This is a genomic window from Streptomyces sp. NPDC005808, assembly GCF_042871385.1.
In the GTDB taxonomy this organism is placed as follows: domain Bacteria; phylum Actinomycetota; class Actinomycetes; order Streptomycetales; family Streptomycetaceae; genus Streptomyces.
Genome location: NZ_JBIAIK010000008.1, coordinates 121,981 through 134,874, shown reverse-complemented (window position 1 = coordinate 134,874; position 12,894 = coordinate 121,981). Strand labels below are relative to the sequence as shown.

At 71.1% G+C, this 12,894-nt stretch carries 14 protein-coding genes; 5 read left to right on the top strand and 9 right to left on the bottom strand.

Annotated elements, in window-relative coordinates; translation table 11 throughout:
• Positions 1 to 154: 154 nt before the first annotated feature.
• From tadA to ACFYPC_RS19555, 3 genes are all read right to left on the bottom strand, one after another.
• On the bottom strand, positions 155 to 586 hold the full coding sequence (gene tadA, locus ACFYPC_RS19565) for a tRNA adenosine(34) deaminase TadA (RefSeq protein ID WP_388678080.1): 432 nt from the start codon (positions 584 to 586) through the stop codon (positions 155 to 157).
• A gap of 93 nt (positions 587 to 679) precedes the next feature.
• Positions 680 to 1,231 carry a hypothetical protein gene (locus ACFYPC_RS19560; RefSeq protein WP_388677563.1) on the bottom strand — a complete coding sequence of 184 codons (552 nt, stop codon included), beginning with the start codon at positions 1,229 to 1,231 and terminating at the stop codon, positions 680 to 682.
• A gap of 391 nt (positions 1,232 to 1,622) precedes the next feature.
• A complete protein-coding gene (locus ACFYPC_RS19555; RefSeq protein ID WP_385730814.1) occupies positions 1,623 to 1,805 on the bottom strand; it encodes a hypothetical protein in 183 nt (60 codons plus the stop codon).
• 138 nt (positions 1,806 to 1,943) lie between these two features.
• On the opposite strand from ACFYPC_RS19555, the gene upp reads away from it, so the two are divergent.
• Positions 1,944 to 2,579, top strand: coding sequence for a uracil phosphoribosyltransferase (upp, locus tag ACFYPC_RS19550; RefSeq protein WP_388677560.1), 636 nt, complete (start codon positions 1,944 to 1,946; stop codon positions 2,577 to 2,579).
• A 47-nt stretch (positions 2,580 to 2,626) separates the two neighbouring features.
• On the opposite strand, the gene ACFYPC_RS19545 is transcribed toward upp, so the two are convergent.
• Positions 2,627 to 3,271, bottom strand: coding sequence for a LytR C-terminal domain-containing protein (locus ACFYPC_RS19545; protein WP_388678077.1), 645 nt, complete (start codon positions 3,269 to 3,271; stop codon positions 2,627 to 2,629).
• Positions 3,272 to 3,385: 114 nt separating this feature from the next.
• Entirely contained in the window at positions 3,386 to 3,682 is a 297-nt protein-coding gene (locus tag ACFYPC_RS19540) for a type II toxin-antitoxin system VapB family antitoxin (RefSeq protein ID WP_003999914.1), read from the bottom strand.
• A gap of 105 nt (positions 3,683 to 3,787) precedes the next feature.
• Between ACFYPC_RS19540 and ACFYPC_RS19535 the strand changes: the two genes are divergently transcribed.
• Positions 3,788 to 5,572, top strand: a complete 1,785-nt coding sequence (locus tag ACFYPC_RS19535) for a helicase HerA-like domain-containing protein (RefSeq protein ID WP_388677557.1) — start codon at positions 3,788 to 3,790, stop codon at positions 5,570 to 5,572.
• A 142-nt stretch (positions 5,573 to 5,714) separates the two neighbouring features.
• Here the strand turns inward: ACFYPC_RS19535 and ACFYPC_RS19530 are convergent, their stop codons facing one another.
• From ACFYPC_RS19530 to ACFYPC_RS19515, 4 genes are all read right to left on the bottom strand, one after another.
• Positions 5,715 to 5,852, bottom strand: coding sequence for a hypothetical protein (locus tag ACFYPC_RS19530; protein WP_388677554.1), 138 nt, complete (start codon positions 5,850 to 5,852; stop codon positions 5,715 to 5,717).
• 64 nt (positions 5,853 to 5,916) lie between these two features.
• Entirely contained in the window at positions 5,917 to 6,243 is a 327-nt protein-coding gene (locus ACFYPC_RS19525; protein ID WP_388677552.1) for a hypothetical protein, read from the bottom strand.
• Between the two features lie 106 nt (positions 6,244 to 6,349).
• On the bottom strand, positions 6,350 to 6,949 hold the full coding sequence (locus ACFYPC_RS19520; RefSeq protein WP_388677549.1) for an HdeD family acid-resistance protein: 600 nt from the start codon (positions 6,947 to 6,949) through the stop codon (positions 6,350 to 6,352).
• Between the two features lie 387 nt (positions 6,950 to 7,336).
• Positions 7,337 to 7,930 (bottom strand): HhH-GPD-type base excision DNA repair protein, encoded by a 594-nt coding sequence (locus tag ACFYPC_RS19515; RefSeq protein ID WP_388677546.1) that lies wholly within the window; start codon positions 7,928 to 7,930, stop codon positions 7,337 to 7,339.
• A gap of 227 nt (positions 7,931 to 8,157) precedes the next feature.
• Here ACFYPC_RS19515 and ACFYPC_RS19510 point away from each other — a divergent pair, with 227 nt between their 5' ends.
• From ACFYPC_RS19510 to ACFYPC_RS19500, 3 genes are all read left to right on the top strand, one after another.
• Positions 8,158 to 10,233, top strand: a complete 2,076-nt coding sequence (locus tag ACFYPC_RS19510; protein ID WP_388677543.1) for a penicillin acylase family protein — start codon at positions 8,158 to 8,160, stop codon at positions 10,231 to 10,233.
• Complete coding sequence (locus ACFYPC_RS19505) at positions 10,223 to 10,870, top strand: GNAT family N-acetyltransferase (protein WP_388677540.1); 648 nt, start codon at positions 10,223 to 10,225, stop codon at positions 10,868 to 10,870. Before ACFYPC_RS19510 ends, ACFYPC_RS19505 begins: the two co-directional genes overlap by 11 nt.
• Positions 10,871 to 10,932: 62 nt before the next feature.
• On the top strand, positions 10,933 to 12,846 hold the full coding sequence (locus tag ACFYPC_RS19500) for a copper resistance CopC/CopD family protein (RefSeq protein ID WP_388677537.1): 1,914 nt from the start codon (positions 10,933 to 10,935) through the stop codon (positions 12,844 to 12,846).
• The last annotated feature ends 48 nt before the right edge of the window (positions 12,847 to 12,894 follow it).

Here is a 12,894-nt window from a genome sequence, read left to right as displayed (position 1 = left end):
ACCCCAAGGTGGGGCGTGCTCAGAAATCCGTTTCCCGCACTCCTGGGGATCATCGGGGACGCATCAGGGACGCATCGGGCACCTGTCGGAGAGCGGACCGAAGAGCGGATCGGAGAGCGGATCGGGGGACGGATAGTGGGCTCGGCCGGTGCGGTCAGCGGTCGCGGAAGAAGTCGGTGAGTATGTGCGCGCACTCGTCGGCGAGGACGCCCTCGATCACCTCGGGGCGGTGGTTGAGCCGACGGTCACGTACGAGGTCCCAGCAGGAGCCGGCCGCACCGGCCTTCTCGTCGCGGGCGCCGTAGACGACCCGGTCCACCCGGGACTGCACCAGCGCGCCCGCGCACATGACACAGGGCTCCAGGGTGACGACAAGTGTGCAGCCGACAAGCCGCCACTCGCCCAGTTCGGCGGCGGCCCTGCGGAGCGCGAGGACCTCGGCGTGCGCCGTCGGATCGCCGGTCGCCTCGCGCTCGTTGTGCCCGGTCGCGAGCACCGTCGTACCGTCCGTGGACAGTACGACGGCGCCGACGGGAACATCCCCGCCCCGGACGGCAAGCTGGGCCTCGTCCAGGGCGAGCCGCATCGCGGCCCGCCAGCGGTCGCGTACCGGATCGAGTTGCGGGGTCTCCTTGGCAGTGCTCACCAGGGGAACCTAGGACCTGTCCGGCCGAGGAACCTAACGGACGGTCTCCAGGACCTCCGCCGCTCCCAGCGAGTCGGCGATCGTGCTGAGCGCGTCGCCTTCGTCCAGGGCGAGCAGTTCCTTCTCGCTGACGCCGAGATCCGCGAGGATGTCGCGGTCCCCGACGGGGCTGTGCGACACGGCCTCGCCGGAAGCGCCGGTTTCCTCGTCCTCCTGGTCGGAGTCGACTTCGTTGTCGGGCTCACCGTCCTCCGTGCCGTCCAGGTCCAGGGAGTCGAGGTCGGCGACATCGTCGTCGCCGGGCTCCCTTCCGAGCAGTTCGTCCGTGAGCAGGATCTCGCCGTACGAGCTGCGGGCAGCCGCGGCGGCGTCCGAGACGTAGATACGAGGGTCCTCCTCGCCATCCAGGCGGAGAACGCCGAACCAGGCGTCCTCCTGCTCGATGAGAACGAGTACCGTGTCGGCCTCCTCCGAGGCCTCACGGGCCAGATCGGTCAGATCCGACAGGGTCTCCACATCGTCCAGCTCTGTGTCGCTCGCTTCCCACCCGTCTTCGGTGCGCGCGAGCAGTGCGGCGAAGTACACCGTGACTCTCCCACTGTCATAGGCGTGCCGGTTGGGGATCCCCCCGGCGGAGGCTGTGGGCGGGGCGCGTTTCTCCGAGCCCCACCCACTCGGAATCGTGGCAGAAACAGAGCCCTCAGGGGACGTCTTCGGCCTGCTGTGTCTGCCTCTTTTGATCGCTAACAGCGGATCGTACGCGGCCGTCGGCACCACGTACGCACCTCCCCGCCCTCACGGCGTGGGCGGCGCGCGGACGGGTCGCCGGCGGATGTCGCGCACCCGCACGGCGTGGTTGCCGGTGAAGGGCGCTCAAGCACATGGTGCGGCTGCCGGTGAAGGGCGCGCAAGCACCTCGCGGGACTGTCGGCGGACGCTGTGCACGCGGCGCGTGGCTACCGGCACGACCGCGTGATCACCAGCGGAACGTGCGCATACGCATGGCGTGGCGCATGCGTGCGGTCTTGGCGCGGCGGGGCTGGACGCGGTCGCGCAGCTCGCGTGCCTCGGCCAGGTCGCGGAGGAACTGGGCGCGGCGCCGTCGGCGCTCGGCATCCGTCTCCAGCCGCTCGGGGAACTCCTCGTCCCGGTCTCGCACAGGCTCACCACCCCAGGTCCGTCCCTGCCACTTTCCCCCTGATGGGCGGTTTGATGCCAGCGGACGGGTCAAGGGAGGAGCGGGACCGTATCCGGTGGGGCAGTGGCGGGCGCCCGGGGCCCGGCTACTGTTGTGGACATGCGTCTCCACGTCGTCGACCATCCCTTGGTCGCCCATAAGCTCACCGCTCTGCGCGACCTTCGCACCGACTCCGCGACCTTCCGGCGGCTCGCCGACGAGCTGGTCACCCTGCTCGCCTACGAGGCCACGCGGGACGTGCGCACGGAGCAGGTCGACATCGTGACCCCGGTCTCCCCGACCACCGGCGTCAAGCTCTCCTACCCGCGCCCTCTCGTCGTGCCGATCCTGCGGGCGGGCCTCGGCATGCTCGACGGCATGGTGCGGCTGCTGCCGACCGCCGAGGTGGGCTTCCTGGGCATGGTGCGCGACGAGGAGACGCTCCAGGCGTCCACGTACGCGACCCGCATGCCGGACGATCTCTCCGGGCGCCAGGTGTACGTCCTCGACCCGATGCTGGCCACCGGCGGCACCCTCGTCGCGGCGATCCACGAGCTGATCAAGCGCGGCGCCGACGACGTCACCGCCGTGGTGCTCCTGGCCGCCCCCGAGGGCGTCGAGCTCATGGAGCGCGAGCTGGCGGGCACGCCGGTGACCGTCGTGACGGCGTCGGTCGACGAGCGGCTCAACGAGCACGGCTACATCGTGCCGGGACTCGGGGACGCGGGCGACCGGATGTACGGGGCTGCCGAGTAGGCACGTACGTACCTACTGCCTGTACGTACCTACTGTCCGTACGTCCTTCAGCAGCTGTTCTTCGTGGCGGAGGGCGTCGGCCGGGGCTGGGCCAGGACGGCCAGCGCCTTGTCGGCGTCCTCCTTCGCTGTCAGGTTCTTGAAGGCGGTGCCGATGATCAGGTCGACCTGATCGGCCTTCGCGCGGCCGTCGGTCTTCAACTGGGCGCCGGAGAGCTGGGTGTTCAGCACGGGCAGAGCGGCCTGGGCCGCACCCTTCGCGCCGAGCAGTATCCCCGCGCCCTGGACCTTCTTGTCGTAGGCGTCCGCCGCGTTGCCCACGTCGCCGATCCGGAAGCCACGTTTCTTCAGCTCGTCCGCGGTCTCCTTGGCGAGCCCGCTGCGGGGCGTCGCGTTGAAGACGTTCACGGTGATCTGGCCCGGCTTGGGCAGTGCCTTGGCGGCGGCGGAGGTGGCGGAGGTCGCGGAGGCGCTGGCCGAGGGGCTCGCCTTCGACGCGCAGTCCGCCTTGGGGCCGGCCGCCGCGGCCTTGTCACCGCCGCCCGTGAAGACGTCGATGAGCTGGAGGGTTCCCCAGCCGATCAGCCCTATCGCGGCGACGGAGACGACGACCAGGAACGCGAGCCTGCGCCGCCCGCGGGGTCGGCGCATCCGCGGGTACTTGTCCCCCGTGATCCGGTACTGGCCGCCCATGCCAGGGGGAGTGAGCATGCTCATGGGCGCAGCGTAGTGCTCCGCGGCGACGATAACTACTAGATGATCATTCTCCCGCGCGCAGTCCAACCCAAAAGGGTCAACACGCGTCGGTCAGTCCAGTTCCAGCACGCGTGCGTGCAGTACCTGGCGCTGCTGGAGCGCCGCTCGGACGGCGCGGTGCAGGCCGTCCTCCAGGTACAGATCGCCCTGCCACTTCACGACGTGCGCGAAGAGGTCGCCGTAGAACGTGGAGTCCTCGGCGAGCAGCGTTTCCAGGTCGAGCTGGCCCTTGGTCGTCACCAGCTGATCGAGGCGGACCGGGCGCGGCGCGACATCCGCCCACTGCCGGGTGCTTTCCCGGCCGTGGTCGGGGTACGGCCGGCCGTTTCCGATGCGCTTGAAGATCACACGGAAAGCCTACCGGTCAAGACGTTCCGGGCGCAGCCTCGGCGACCGAGTGCGACTCTGGAAAAGACGCCGTAAATCAGGGCAAAGCGGAAGCAAGGGCCTGATATGAGTGACAGCGAGACCGTACCTCCGGCCACTGCTGGGACCGCATCCGCGGCGGCTGCCGCTCAGACGACGGGGAGCGCTCCCGCGACGGGTGGTGGTGCTCAGGAGGTGAGTGGTGGTGATCCGGCGACGGCCGGAGGCGCTCCCGAGGTGATCGGCAGCGCCGCCGCTCTCCCCAAGGAAGCCGTGGAGATCGCCGCCGGGTACGCCTTCTCGGGGCCCGCCCTCGATCTGGGCGCGCTGCTCTGGGACGCGCGGTGCCTGCCCGACGTGCAGATCCGCATCCCGCTGCCGATGCTGAACCGGCACGGGCTGGTCGCCGGCGCCACCGGCACCGGCAAGACCAAGACCCTCCAGCTGGTCGCCGAGCAGCTGTCGGCGCAGGGTGTGCCCGTCTTCCTCGCCGACATCAAGGGCGACGTCTCGGGGATCTCGGCGCCGGGCGCTTCGAACGACAAGGTCCAGGGGCGCGCCGCCGATGTGCGGCAGGAGTGGACCGCGACCGGTTTCCCCGCCGAGTTCTACGCCCTCGGCGGCATGGGGAACGGCATTCCCGTACGGGCCACGATCACGAGCTTCGGACCGGTACTGCTCTCCAAGGTGCTCCAGCTCAACCGGACCCAGGAGCAGTCGCTCGGCCTGATCTTCCACTACGCCGACCAGAAGGGCCTGGAACTGGTCGATCTGAAGGACCTGCGCGCGGTCGCCACCTTCCTGACCTCGGACGAGGGCAAGGCGGAGCTGAAGGGGATCGGCGGGCTCTCGACCGCGACGGCGGGCGTGATCCTGCGCTCCCTCACCGCCTTCGAGGCACAGGGCATGAGTCCCTTCTTCGGGGAGCCGGAGTTCGACACGAGCGAGCTGTTGCGGGTGGCGGGGGACGGGCGGGGTGTCGTGTCCGTGCTGGAGCTGCCTGCGGTCCAGGACAAGCCGCAGCTCTTCTCGACCTTTCTGATGTGGCTGCTCGCCGATCTTTTTCACGACCTTCCGGAGGTCGGCGACGCCGACAAGCCGAAGCTCGTCTTCTTCTTCGACGAGGCCCATCTGCTCTTCAACGACGCGTCGAAGGCCTTCCTGGACTCCATCACACAGACCGTCCGTCTCATTCGCTCGAAAGGGGTCGGCGTCTTCTTCGTGACGCAGACACCGAAGGACGTACCTGCCGATGTCCTCGGCCAGCTCGGCAACCGCGTCCAGCACGCCCTGCGCGCCTTCACGCCCGACGACCAGAAGGCGCTGAAGGCCACGGTGAAGACCTTCCCGAACTCGCCGTACGACCTGGAGGAGGTCCTCACCGGCCTCGGCACCGGCGAGGCCGTGATCACCGTCCTCAGCGAGAAGGGCGCACCTACACCGGTCGCTGTGACGCGGCTGCGGGCGCCGGAGTCCCTGATGGGGCCGGTCGACGCGGGCGCCCTCGACGCGGCGGTGAAGGGGTCGCCGTTGTACGGGCGCTACGCGCAGGCGGTGGACCGTGAGTCCGCGTACGAGAAGCTCACGGCGGCGGAGGCAGCGCGTGCGGAGGCTGCGCGTGCGGAGGCTGCGCGTGCGGAGGCTGCGCGTGCGGAGGCCGCGGGGGCGGCGCGCGAGGCGGCGGCGTCCGAAGCGGCGACGGCCCCCGGGAAGGGACGGGCCAAGGCGCCCCGGGCGTCCAGGGAGGATGCCTCTGTGGTCGAGCAGGTTGTCGGCAGTGGGATGTTCAAGTCGCTTGCGCGGTCGGTGGGGACGCAGATCGGGCGGGAGATCACCCGGTCGCTGTTCGGGACGGCCCGGCGGAAGCGGTAGGGCTGCTGGCGGGGGCGTCACGACGGACGGGCGTCACGACGGACGGGCGTCACGACGGACTGGCGTCACGACGGACGGGGGTGTCCCGACGGACGGGCCTGGGGTGGCCGCCCCCTTCGGGGAGGGGGCGGCCACCTCGGTGCTAGCCGGCTTCGGTCTTCTTCGGGGGTGTCTTGTACTGCTGTCCGTCCGGGAGCGGGCGGGGCTGGGGCTTCGGTGCGTTGCGTACGGCGTCCGCGCGCAGCAGGGCGCGCAGGACCGCGTAGGGGTCCTTGGGCATGGGGGTTGTCCTTGCGTTCGCTGATGAGTGAGTGAGTGGGTCACGGGTTCGGAGGCCGGGACTCTCAGCAGCGCAGGACCACGCAGCGCAGTGCGCGCAGGGTGGGGGAGAGGGGTGGTGGCGCGGGTACGGGGTGGGGGCGGCGGTGGAGGGTCGGCTCCGGGTGCGCCGCCCTGGGGTGGGGTGCGGGGCGCAGGGGGGTGACGGGGCGGTGGCCCTGGCGGGCGGGTGGGCGCAGGGCCGTGTCGTGTACGTCGGGTTCGGCGGCGGGCGCGGCGGGGGCCGCGGGGGCCTCGCTGGTGATCGCGCCGAGGGGCGCCGCGAGCGCGGCGGGGTGCGGGGTCGTCGCGAGTATCGCGACCACCAGCAGGACGAGCACCCTTGGGTTCATGTCACGTCATGTCCCCGTCGGGGGCCGGTCGTTCATCGGGTCGGTGCGAGATCCGCCCTCTTGGCGTACCGGGCGGGTGCGGCACTGACGACGAAGCGCTGCCTTGTCAGAGGGCGCGTGGGACATGGCGGGCCAGCGTGCGGATCCGGAACGCCGTGAAGATCTCCGTGATGCCCACCGCGAGGAGCCAGCAGCCGCCCACGAGGGTGAGGACGGCGACCGACTCGAAGGGCGACACGATCAGGACGATTCCGGCGAGGAGGCTGACGATCCCCAGGAAGACCTGCCAGCCGCGGGCCGGTACGTCCGGGTCGGAGGCGGCGGCGAGGGTCTGGGTGATGCCGCGGAACAGCCAGCCGATGCCGATCCACAGGGCCAGCAGCAGGATCGACTGCATCGCGCCGCGGAAGCAGAACAGGCCCAGCAGGATGGAAAGGGCGCCGCTGATGAAGGCCATCACCCGCAGGGATGTCGCCGCGTGTGTGCCGAAGGCGGCGGCCAGTTGCAGTACGCCGCTGACGAGCAGGTAGAGGCCGAAGAGGACGCCTGCGGCGAGGAGAGATGCGCCCGGCCAGACCAGCACCATGACGCCCAGTGCGAGCGCGGCGATTCCGGCGGCCAGGACCGCTTGCCAGGCGCTGCGGGTGAGGAGGTTCAGGGGGCCGCCGTCCAGCGGGGCGGGGGGTGCGTCTCTTTCCTCGGTCATGTCTCATGCTGGGGACGGTTCGGGGGGCCTTGCCACCGGGGTGGACCGAGTGGAGGACGTGGTGTGCGTGTGCGTGTGCGTGTGCCTGCCGGCTGGTGCCGGTGCCGGTGCCCGTGCGGGTGCGGGTGCGTGGCGGCCCGTGCTGGTGAGTGAGTGGGTGGGTCGGGGGCGTGCCGGTACGTCCCGCCCGTCGCCGCCGGATCAGGCGTCGGGCAAGGGTGCGGGGGTCCGGTGACGCGGGCGTACGCGACGGGCATCTGGACGTACCGGCACGCCCCCTTCCGCCGCCATTCGGCTGCGGGTGGCGGCACTAACACCTTCCAACCCCGGCTCGGCGGCCTTCGGGGCTTCGGCGGTCTTCGGGCTGCGGGCCGTGGGGCGTTCGGGCTATTGGCCGGCTGCCTTTGCGGATTTTGCTGCTGCCTTCATTTCCTGTTTGTGGGCTCGGACCTTTGTCAGGGAGTCGGGGCCTGTGATGTCGGCTACTGAGCGGAAGGAATCGGGAGCGCCGTAGGGGCCCGCGGACTCGCGCCAGCCCTTGGGGCGTACGCCCAGTTGTTTGCCCAGGAGGGCCAGGAAGATCTGGGCCTTCTGGGGGCCGAAGCCGGGGAGCTCCTTGAGGCGCCGGAGGAGTTCGTCGCCAGTGGTGGCGTCTTTCCAGATGGCGCTCGCGTCCGCGGCGTAGTGCTCGACGAGGTACTGGCAGAGCTGCTGGATGCGCTTGGCCATGGAGCCGGGGTAGCGGTGTACGGCAGGCTTCGTGGAGAGGAGGGCGGCGAAGGCCTCCGGGTCGTACGCGGCGATCTCGTGCGCGTCGAGGTCCTGGGCGTTCATGCGCTGGGCGATCGTGTACGGGCCCGCGAACGCCCATTCCATCGGAACCTGCTGGTCAAGAAGCATGCCGACGAGGGCTGCCAGGGGACTGCGGCCGAGGAGTTCGTCGGCTTCGGGCTGCTGGGCCAGGTGGAGGGTGACGTCCATGGACCGATGATGGCGGGTACGGCGTCAGGCCGCGCGTCAGTAGCCCGGCGTGCGCCAGTAGCCCGGCGCCTGTACCCGCCCGCCACCTGCACCCGCCCGGCGCCTGCACCCGCCCGGCGGGGAGGTGCCGGGCCGTGCCCCTGATCCATGCCTTCTCCACCCCTCACGTACGATCTCTCCCCGAAGCCGGTTAGGTTAGCCTAACCTGAGAAGAGTAGGGATGAACCGTGACTGTCGAGATCTACCGTGACGCCTGGGGAATCCCTCACCTGCGCGCCGACAGCGCTCTGGAACTCGCCCGTGCACAGGGCCGGGTCACCGCCGTGGACCGCGCCTGGCAGCTGGAGGTCGAGCGGCACCGCTTCCAGGGCACCTCCGCCGGGTTCCTCGGCGCCGAGGCTCTCGGGTGGGACCGGTTCGCTCGGCAGGCGCGGCTCGACGACACCGCCAGGCGCTGTTTCGCCGCCCTGGAGAGACGGGATCCCGAGACCGCCGCGTGGGTGATCTCGTATGTGGAAGGGGTCAATGAGGGGCTCGTTGAGGGTGGCCGGCGGGCTGGTGAGTTCGCGGAGACCGGGCTCGTGCCCGGGCGCTGGGAGCCATGGGCGCCGCTCGGGGTCTGGCTCGGCACGCACATCCTCTTCGCCGGATTCCCCGCCAAACTGTGGCGCGAGGAGGTCGTGCGGCAGCTCGGCGCGGAGGCCGTGGAGCTCTTCGCCATCGACGGGCCCGGTACCTCCGGCAGTAACGGGTGGCTGGTGAGCGGCGCGCGGACCGTCACCGGGCACGCGGTCATCGGCGGCGACCCGCATCGCTTCATCGAGGATCCCGGCGTCTACCAGCAGATCCAGCTGGCCTGCCCCGAGTTCGACGTCGTCGGCCTCGCCGTCCCCGGCGTGCCGGGCATCGCCCACTTCGCTCACACGGGCCACGTCGCCTGGGCGATCACCAACGCGATGGCCGACTACCAGGACCTCTACCGGGAGCGGCTGCGGAGGGTCGGGCCTGCGGGGTCGGCGGACGTCGAGGCCCTTGGCCCGGATGGCGAGTGGCGGCCCGCGCCGCGGCATGTGGAGAGCGTGGAGGTGGCCGGGGGGCCGGCCGTCGAGGTCGAGGTGATCGAGACGGAGCGGGGGCCCGTGATCACCGGGGGGACCGGTGCGGAGGAGTCCATCAGCCTCCGCTATCCGCCCCGCGTCACCGAGGACCTTGGCTTCAGTGCGCTGCTTCCGCTGCTGCGGGCCCGTCAAGTCGCCGATGTGGACCGGGCGTTCGACCTCTGGGCCGAGCCCGTGAACGTCGTGCAGGCCGCCGACACCGAGGGCGGGCTGCTGCACCGGGTCGCGGGACGGGTTCCGGTTCGGAGCGCGGACAACCGGACGAGGATCGTGGACGCGTGGGAGCCGGGGCGTGAGTGGCGGGGCTGGCACGACGAGATGCCCCACGCCGGTGCCGGCGAGATCGCCGTCATGGCCAATCAGCGCGGGCCGGCCACTCCCTTCGGTGTCGAGTTCGCCGCTCCGCATCGCGCCGCGCGTATCGCTCAACTCCTCGGATCCCGGGCGAAATGGGCTGCCGGAGACATGGCCGCCGTTCACATGGACACGCATCTCGCCTCGTCCGGGGCCCTGCTCGACCATCTCGCCGCTCTCCGCGAGGGGCTGAGCCCGCCGGCCCTCGCCCTGCGGGACCAACTCCTGCGCTGGGACCGGCACATGGACGCCGGGAGTGTCGGCGCCGCGGCGTTCGCGGCGGTCCGCAGTGCGGTCGTACGACGGCTCGCGGCGCACCCCGCTCTTGCCGTGCTGGCCGACCCGCCCCCGTACCCGGAGATCTTCCTTCCCTGGCTCGCCCTCACCCCACGCGTCGCCTTCGCCCTCGAAAGCCTGCTGAGGGCCGAGGAGTTGTACGGCATCGATCGCGCCGCGGTGGTGCGTGCGGCGGTCGAGGAGGTGGCCGCCACCTGGACCCCGCGCACCTGGGGCGAGACCCACCGCCTCGCTCCCTGGCGGGCGGTCGCGGAGACGTCGTACGACGAACCGGGGCTCTCCGGCGACCACGACTGTGTGCTCTGCACCTCGACGGTCCCGGGGCTGACCGATCTGAGCGTGCGCGGTCCGGCCGCCCGTTACGTATGGGATCTCGCCGACCGGGACCAGAGCCTCTGGGTGGTGCCGTTCGGCGCCGACGGTGTCCCGGGGGCCGCCCACCACCGTGACCAACTCCCCTTGTGGCTCAGGGGAGATCTGGCCCCGGTGACCACCGACTGGAACACACTGACCAAGGAGAACCATGCGGACTGAGCCGTACGCCGGGGGCCGCGAAGCCGTCCACGAAGAGCTCGTCGACGGCTTCGGGACCGTCCGTGTCCTGCCCCTCGACCCGCACGCCGACCTGGACGTCGTCCACGGCTGGGTGAGCGAGGAGCGAGCCGGGTTCTGGGGCATGAACGGGCTCAGCAAGGAGCAGGTGCTGGAGATCTACCTGCACTTGGACTCGCTCGACACCCACCACGCCTTCCTCGCGGTCAAGGACGGCGAACCGGCCGCGCTCTTCCAGACGTACGAGCCCGCCGCGGACCGGGTCAGCGAGTGCTACGACGTCCAGGACGGGGACATCGGGATCCACCTGCTGATCGGGCCCGCGGGACCCGGCGGCGGGCGGCACGGCTGGTCGGCCCGGCTGCTGGCCGCGTTCATCACGTATGCGCTGGTCGGCCTCGACCGGCAGCGGGTCGTGGTCGAGCCCGACGCGCGCAACACGAAGGCGATCTCCATGCTGACCAGGAAGGGCTTCGTCCCGGGTCCGGAGATCGTGCTGCCGGAGATCGACCTGCCCGATGTCCACCTGCCGGAGAAGCCGGCCCGGCTCGCCTTCCTCACACGGGAGAGGGCCTTCGCGGAGGAGGCCCTCACGGAGGGTTCCGCGCCGCGGGGGTGAGCAGGATGCCGCTGTCGTCCGTACATATCCGGGACCGGGGGAATGCGGGTCGCGGCTAGGACATGCGGATACGGAGACGGTACGTGAGCGGACAGCGAGCGCGACGGCACATCGTCCGGGGACTGGCGCTGCTGGGCACCGTGCTGGTCCTGGTGCTCTTCGGCGGTGTGGGCGGCGCGTCCGCGCACGCCGCGCTGAAGGGCACCGATCCGCAGGACGGCAGCGTGCTGAAGGAGGCCCCCACCCAGATCACGCTGACGTTCACCGAGTCCGTCGGCCTGCTCGACGACTCCTTCCGCGTCATCACTCCGGACAACGCCCGCGTCGACACGGGCAAGCCCGCACACGCGGGCGACCGCTCCGACACCGCCCTGGTGACCCTCCCGGACGACATGGGCACCGGCACCTTCACCGTGGCCTGGCGGGTCGTCTCGGCGGACAGCCACCCGGTCTCGGGCGCCTTCACCTTCTCCATCGGCAAACCCTCCGCGACCGCCGCCGTCCTGCCCACCGCCTCCGCCGAGGACACCGTCGCGAGCAACCTCTACGACATCACCCGCTACGTCGCCTACGGCGGCCTCGCCGTGCTCATCGGCGCCGCCGTCTTCGTGCTGGCCTGCGGGTTCCCGGGCAGCGTGCGCCGGCTGCTGGTGGCCGGCTGGTGGACCCTGTTCGTCTCCACCCTCGCCCTGGTGCTCCTGCGCGGCCCGTACGAGCGGGGCAGCGGACTCGGGGCGGCCTTCGATCCGGCGGTACTGCGCGACACGCTGACGAGCAGGCCCGGGGTGGCACTGGTGGCACGGCTTGTACTGCTGGGGGCGGTGGCCTTCTACCCCGTACGAGTACGGGAGCGGGGGCGCGTTGTGTGGGCACTGGGCGGCCTGCTCGCCCTCGGGCTGGCGGTCACCTGGGCCGCCGCCGAGCACGCGTCCGCCGGGATCCAGGTCCCGGTGGCGATGGTCTCCTCCGTACTGCACCTGCTCGCCATGGCGGTCTGGCTCGGCGGCCTGACCGCCCTGCTCGTCGCGCTCCACCGCCCGGCCGAACCCGTCCCCGCGGCTGTCGTCAGCCGCTTCTCCCGGCTCGCCCTCACCTCGGTCGCCGTCCTCACCGCCACCGGCGTCTACCAGTCCTGGCGCGGCCTCGGCTCCTGGGACGCCCTGACCTCGACGTCGTACGGCCGCATCCTCCTCGTCAAGCTGTGTGCGGTGCTGCTTCTGCTGGCGGGGGCGGGTTATTCGCGGCGCTGGACGGGGCGGCTGGCGGTTCCGGAGCCGGTGTCCGTGTCCGTGTCCGTGCCGGTGACCGAGAGGGCACGGGTGCCGGAGGTGGTCGGGGCTCCGGGCGGCTCGGCGGGCGTACGGGCTGACGTGACCTCCAGCGACGTACAGGCCGATGGAACGGGGGTGGCCTCAGGCGACGTACAGGCTGGTGGGGCGGGGGTGGCCTCCGGCGACGTACGAATCGGTCGGGCCGGGGGTGAGTCCGATGTGTACCGGCGGGCGCTGCGGCGTTCCGTGTTCGCCGAGGTCGCCGTCGGGATCGTCGTGCTGGTGATCACCACCGTGCTGACCGGTACCCAGCCGGGGCGGGCGGCCACCGAGACGGCGGCCGCGACCGTGGCCGCCGACCAGCCCACCGGCTCGACGACGCTGATCCCCTTCGACGTCGGTACCCCCGGCGGGCGCGGCAAGGTCCAGATCGATCTGGCGCCCGGCCGGGTGGGCGAGAACTCCGTCCAGGCCGTGGTCTTCGGTCCCGACGGCGGGCTCGCGACCGTCCCCGAACTCCGCCTCACCTTCACCCTGCCGAAGCAGGACGTCGGACCGATCGACGCCGAACTCACGGACAAGGGCGGCTATTGGGCCACCGACGGCCTGACCCTCCCACTGGCAGGCACCTGGACGATGAAGGCCACCGTGCGGACATCGGACATCGACCAGGTCACGGTGCAGAAGACGGTGACGATCGGCTAGGACCTGCCGCCGGAAAGGTCCTGGGACCTGTCCTGGCGCCGGTCCTGA

What these genes read in the sequence shown, in the direction of transcription:
- ACFYPC_RS19535 (WP_388677557.1), top strand. Translation starts at nt 3,788, where the DNA reads ATGAGTGACAGCGAGACCGTACCTCCGGCCACTGCTGGGACCGCATCC.
- ACFYPC_RS19520 (WP_388677549.1), bottom strand. Translation starts at nt 6,949, where the DNA reads ATGACCGAGGAAAGAGACGCACCCCCCGCCCCGCTGGACGGCGGCCCC.
- upp (WP_388677560.1), top strand. Translation starts at nt 1,944, where the DNA reads ATGCGTCTCCACGTCGTCGACCATCCCTTGGTCGCCCATAAGCTCACC.
- ACFYPC_RS19505 (WP_388677540.1), top strand. Translation starts at nt 10,223, where the DNA reads ATGCGGACTGAGCCGTACGCCGGGGGCCGCGAAGCCGTCCACGAAGAG.
- ACFYPC_RS19545 (WP_388678077.1), bottom strand. Translation starts at nt 3,271, where the DNA reads ATGGGCGGCCAGTACCGGATCACGGGGGACAAGTACCCGCGGATGCGC.
- tadA (WP_388678080.1), bottom strand. Translation starts at nt 586, where the DNA reads ATGCGGCTCGCCCTGGACGAGGCCCAGCTTGCCGTCCGGGGCGGGGAT.
- ACFYPC_RS19525 (WP_388677552.1), bottom strand. Translation starts at nt 6,243, where the DNA reads ATGAACCCAAGGGTGCTCGTCCTGCTGGTGGTCGCGATACTCGCGACG.
- ACFYPC_RS19515 (WP_388677546.1), bottom strand. Translation starts at nt 7,930, where the DNA reads ATGGACGTCACCCTCCACCTGGCCCAGCAGCCCGAAGCCGACGAACTC.
- ACFYPC_RS19500 (WP_388677537.1), top strand. Translation starts at nt 10,933, where the DNA reads ATGCGGATACGGAGACGGTACGTGAGCGGACAGCGAGCGCGACGGCAC.
- ACFYPC_RS19530 (WP_388677554.1), bottom strand. Translation starts at nt 5,852, where the DNA reads ATGCCCAAGGACCCCTACGCGGTCCTGCGCGCCCTGCTGCGCGCGGAC.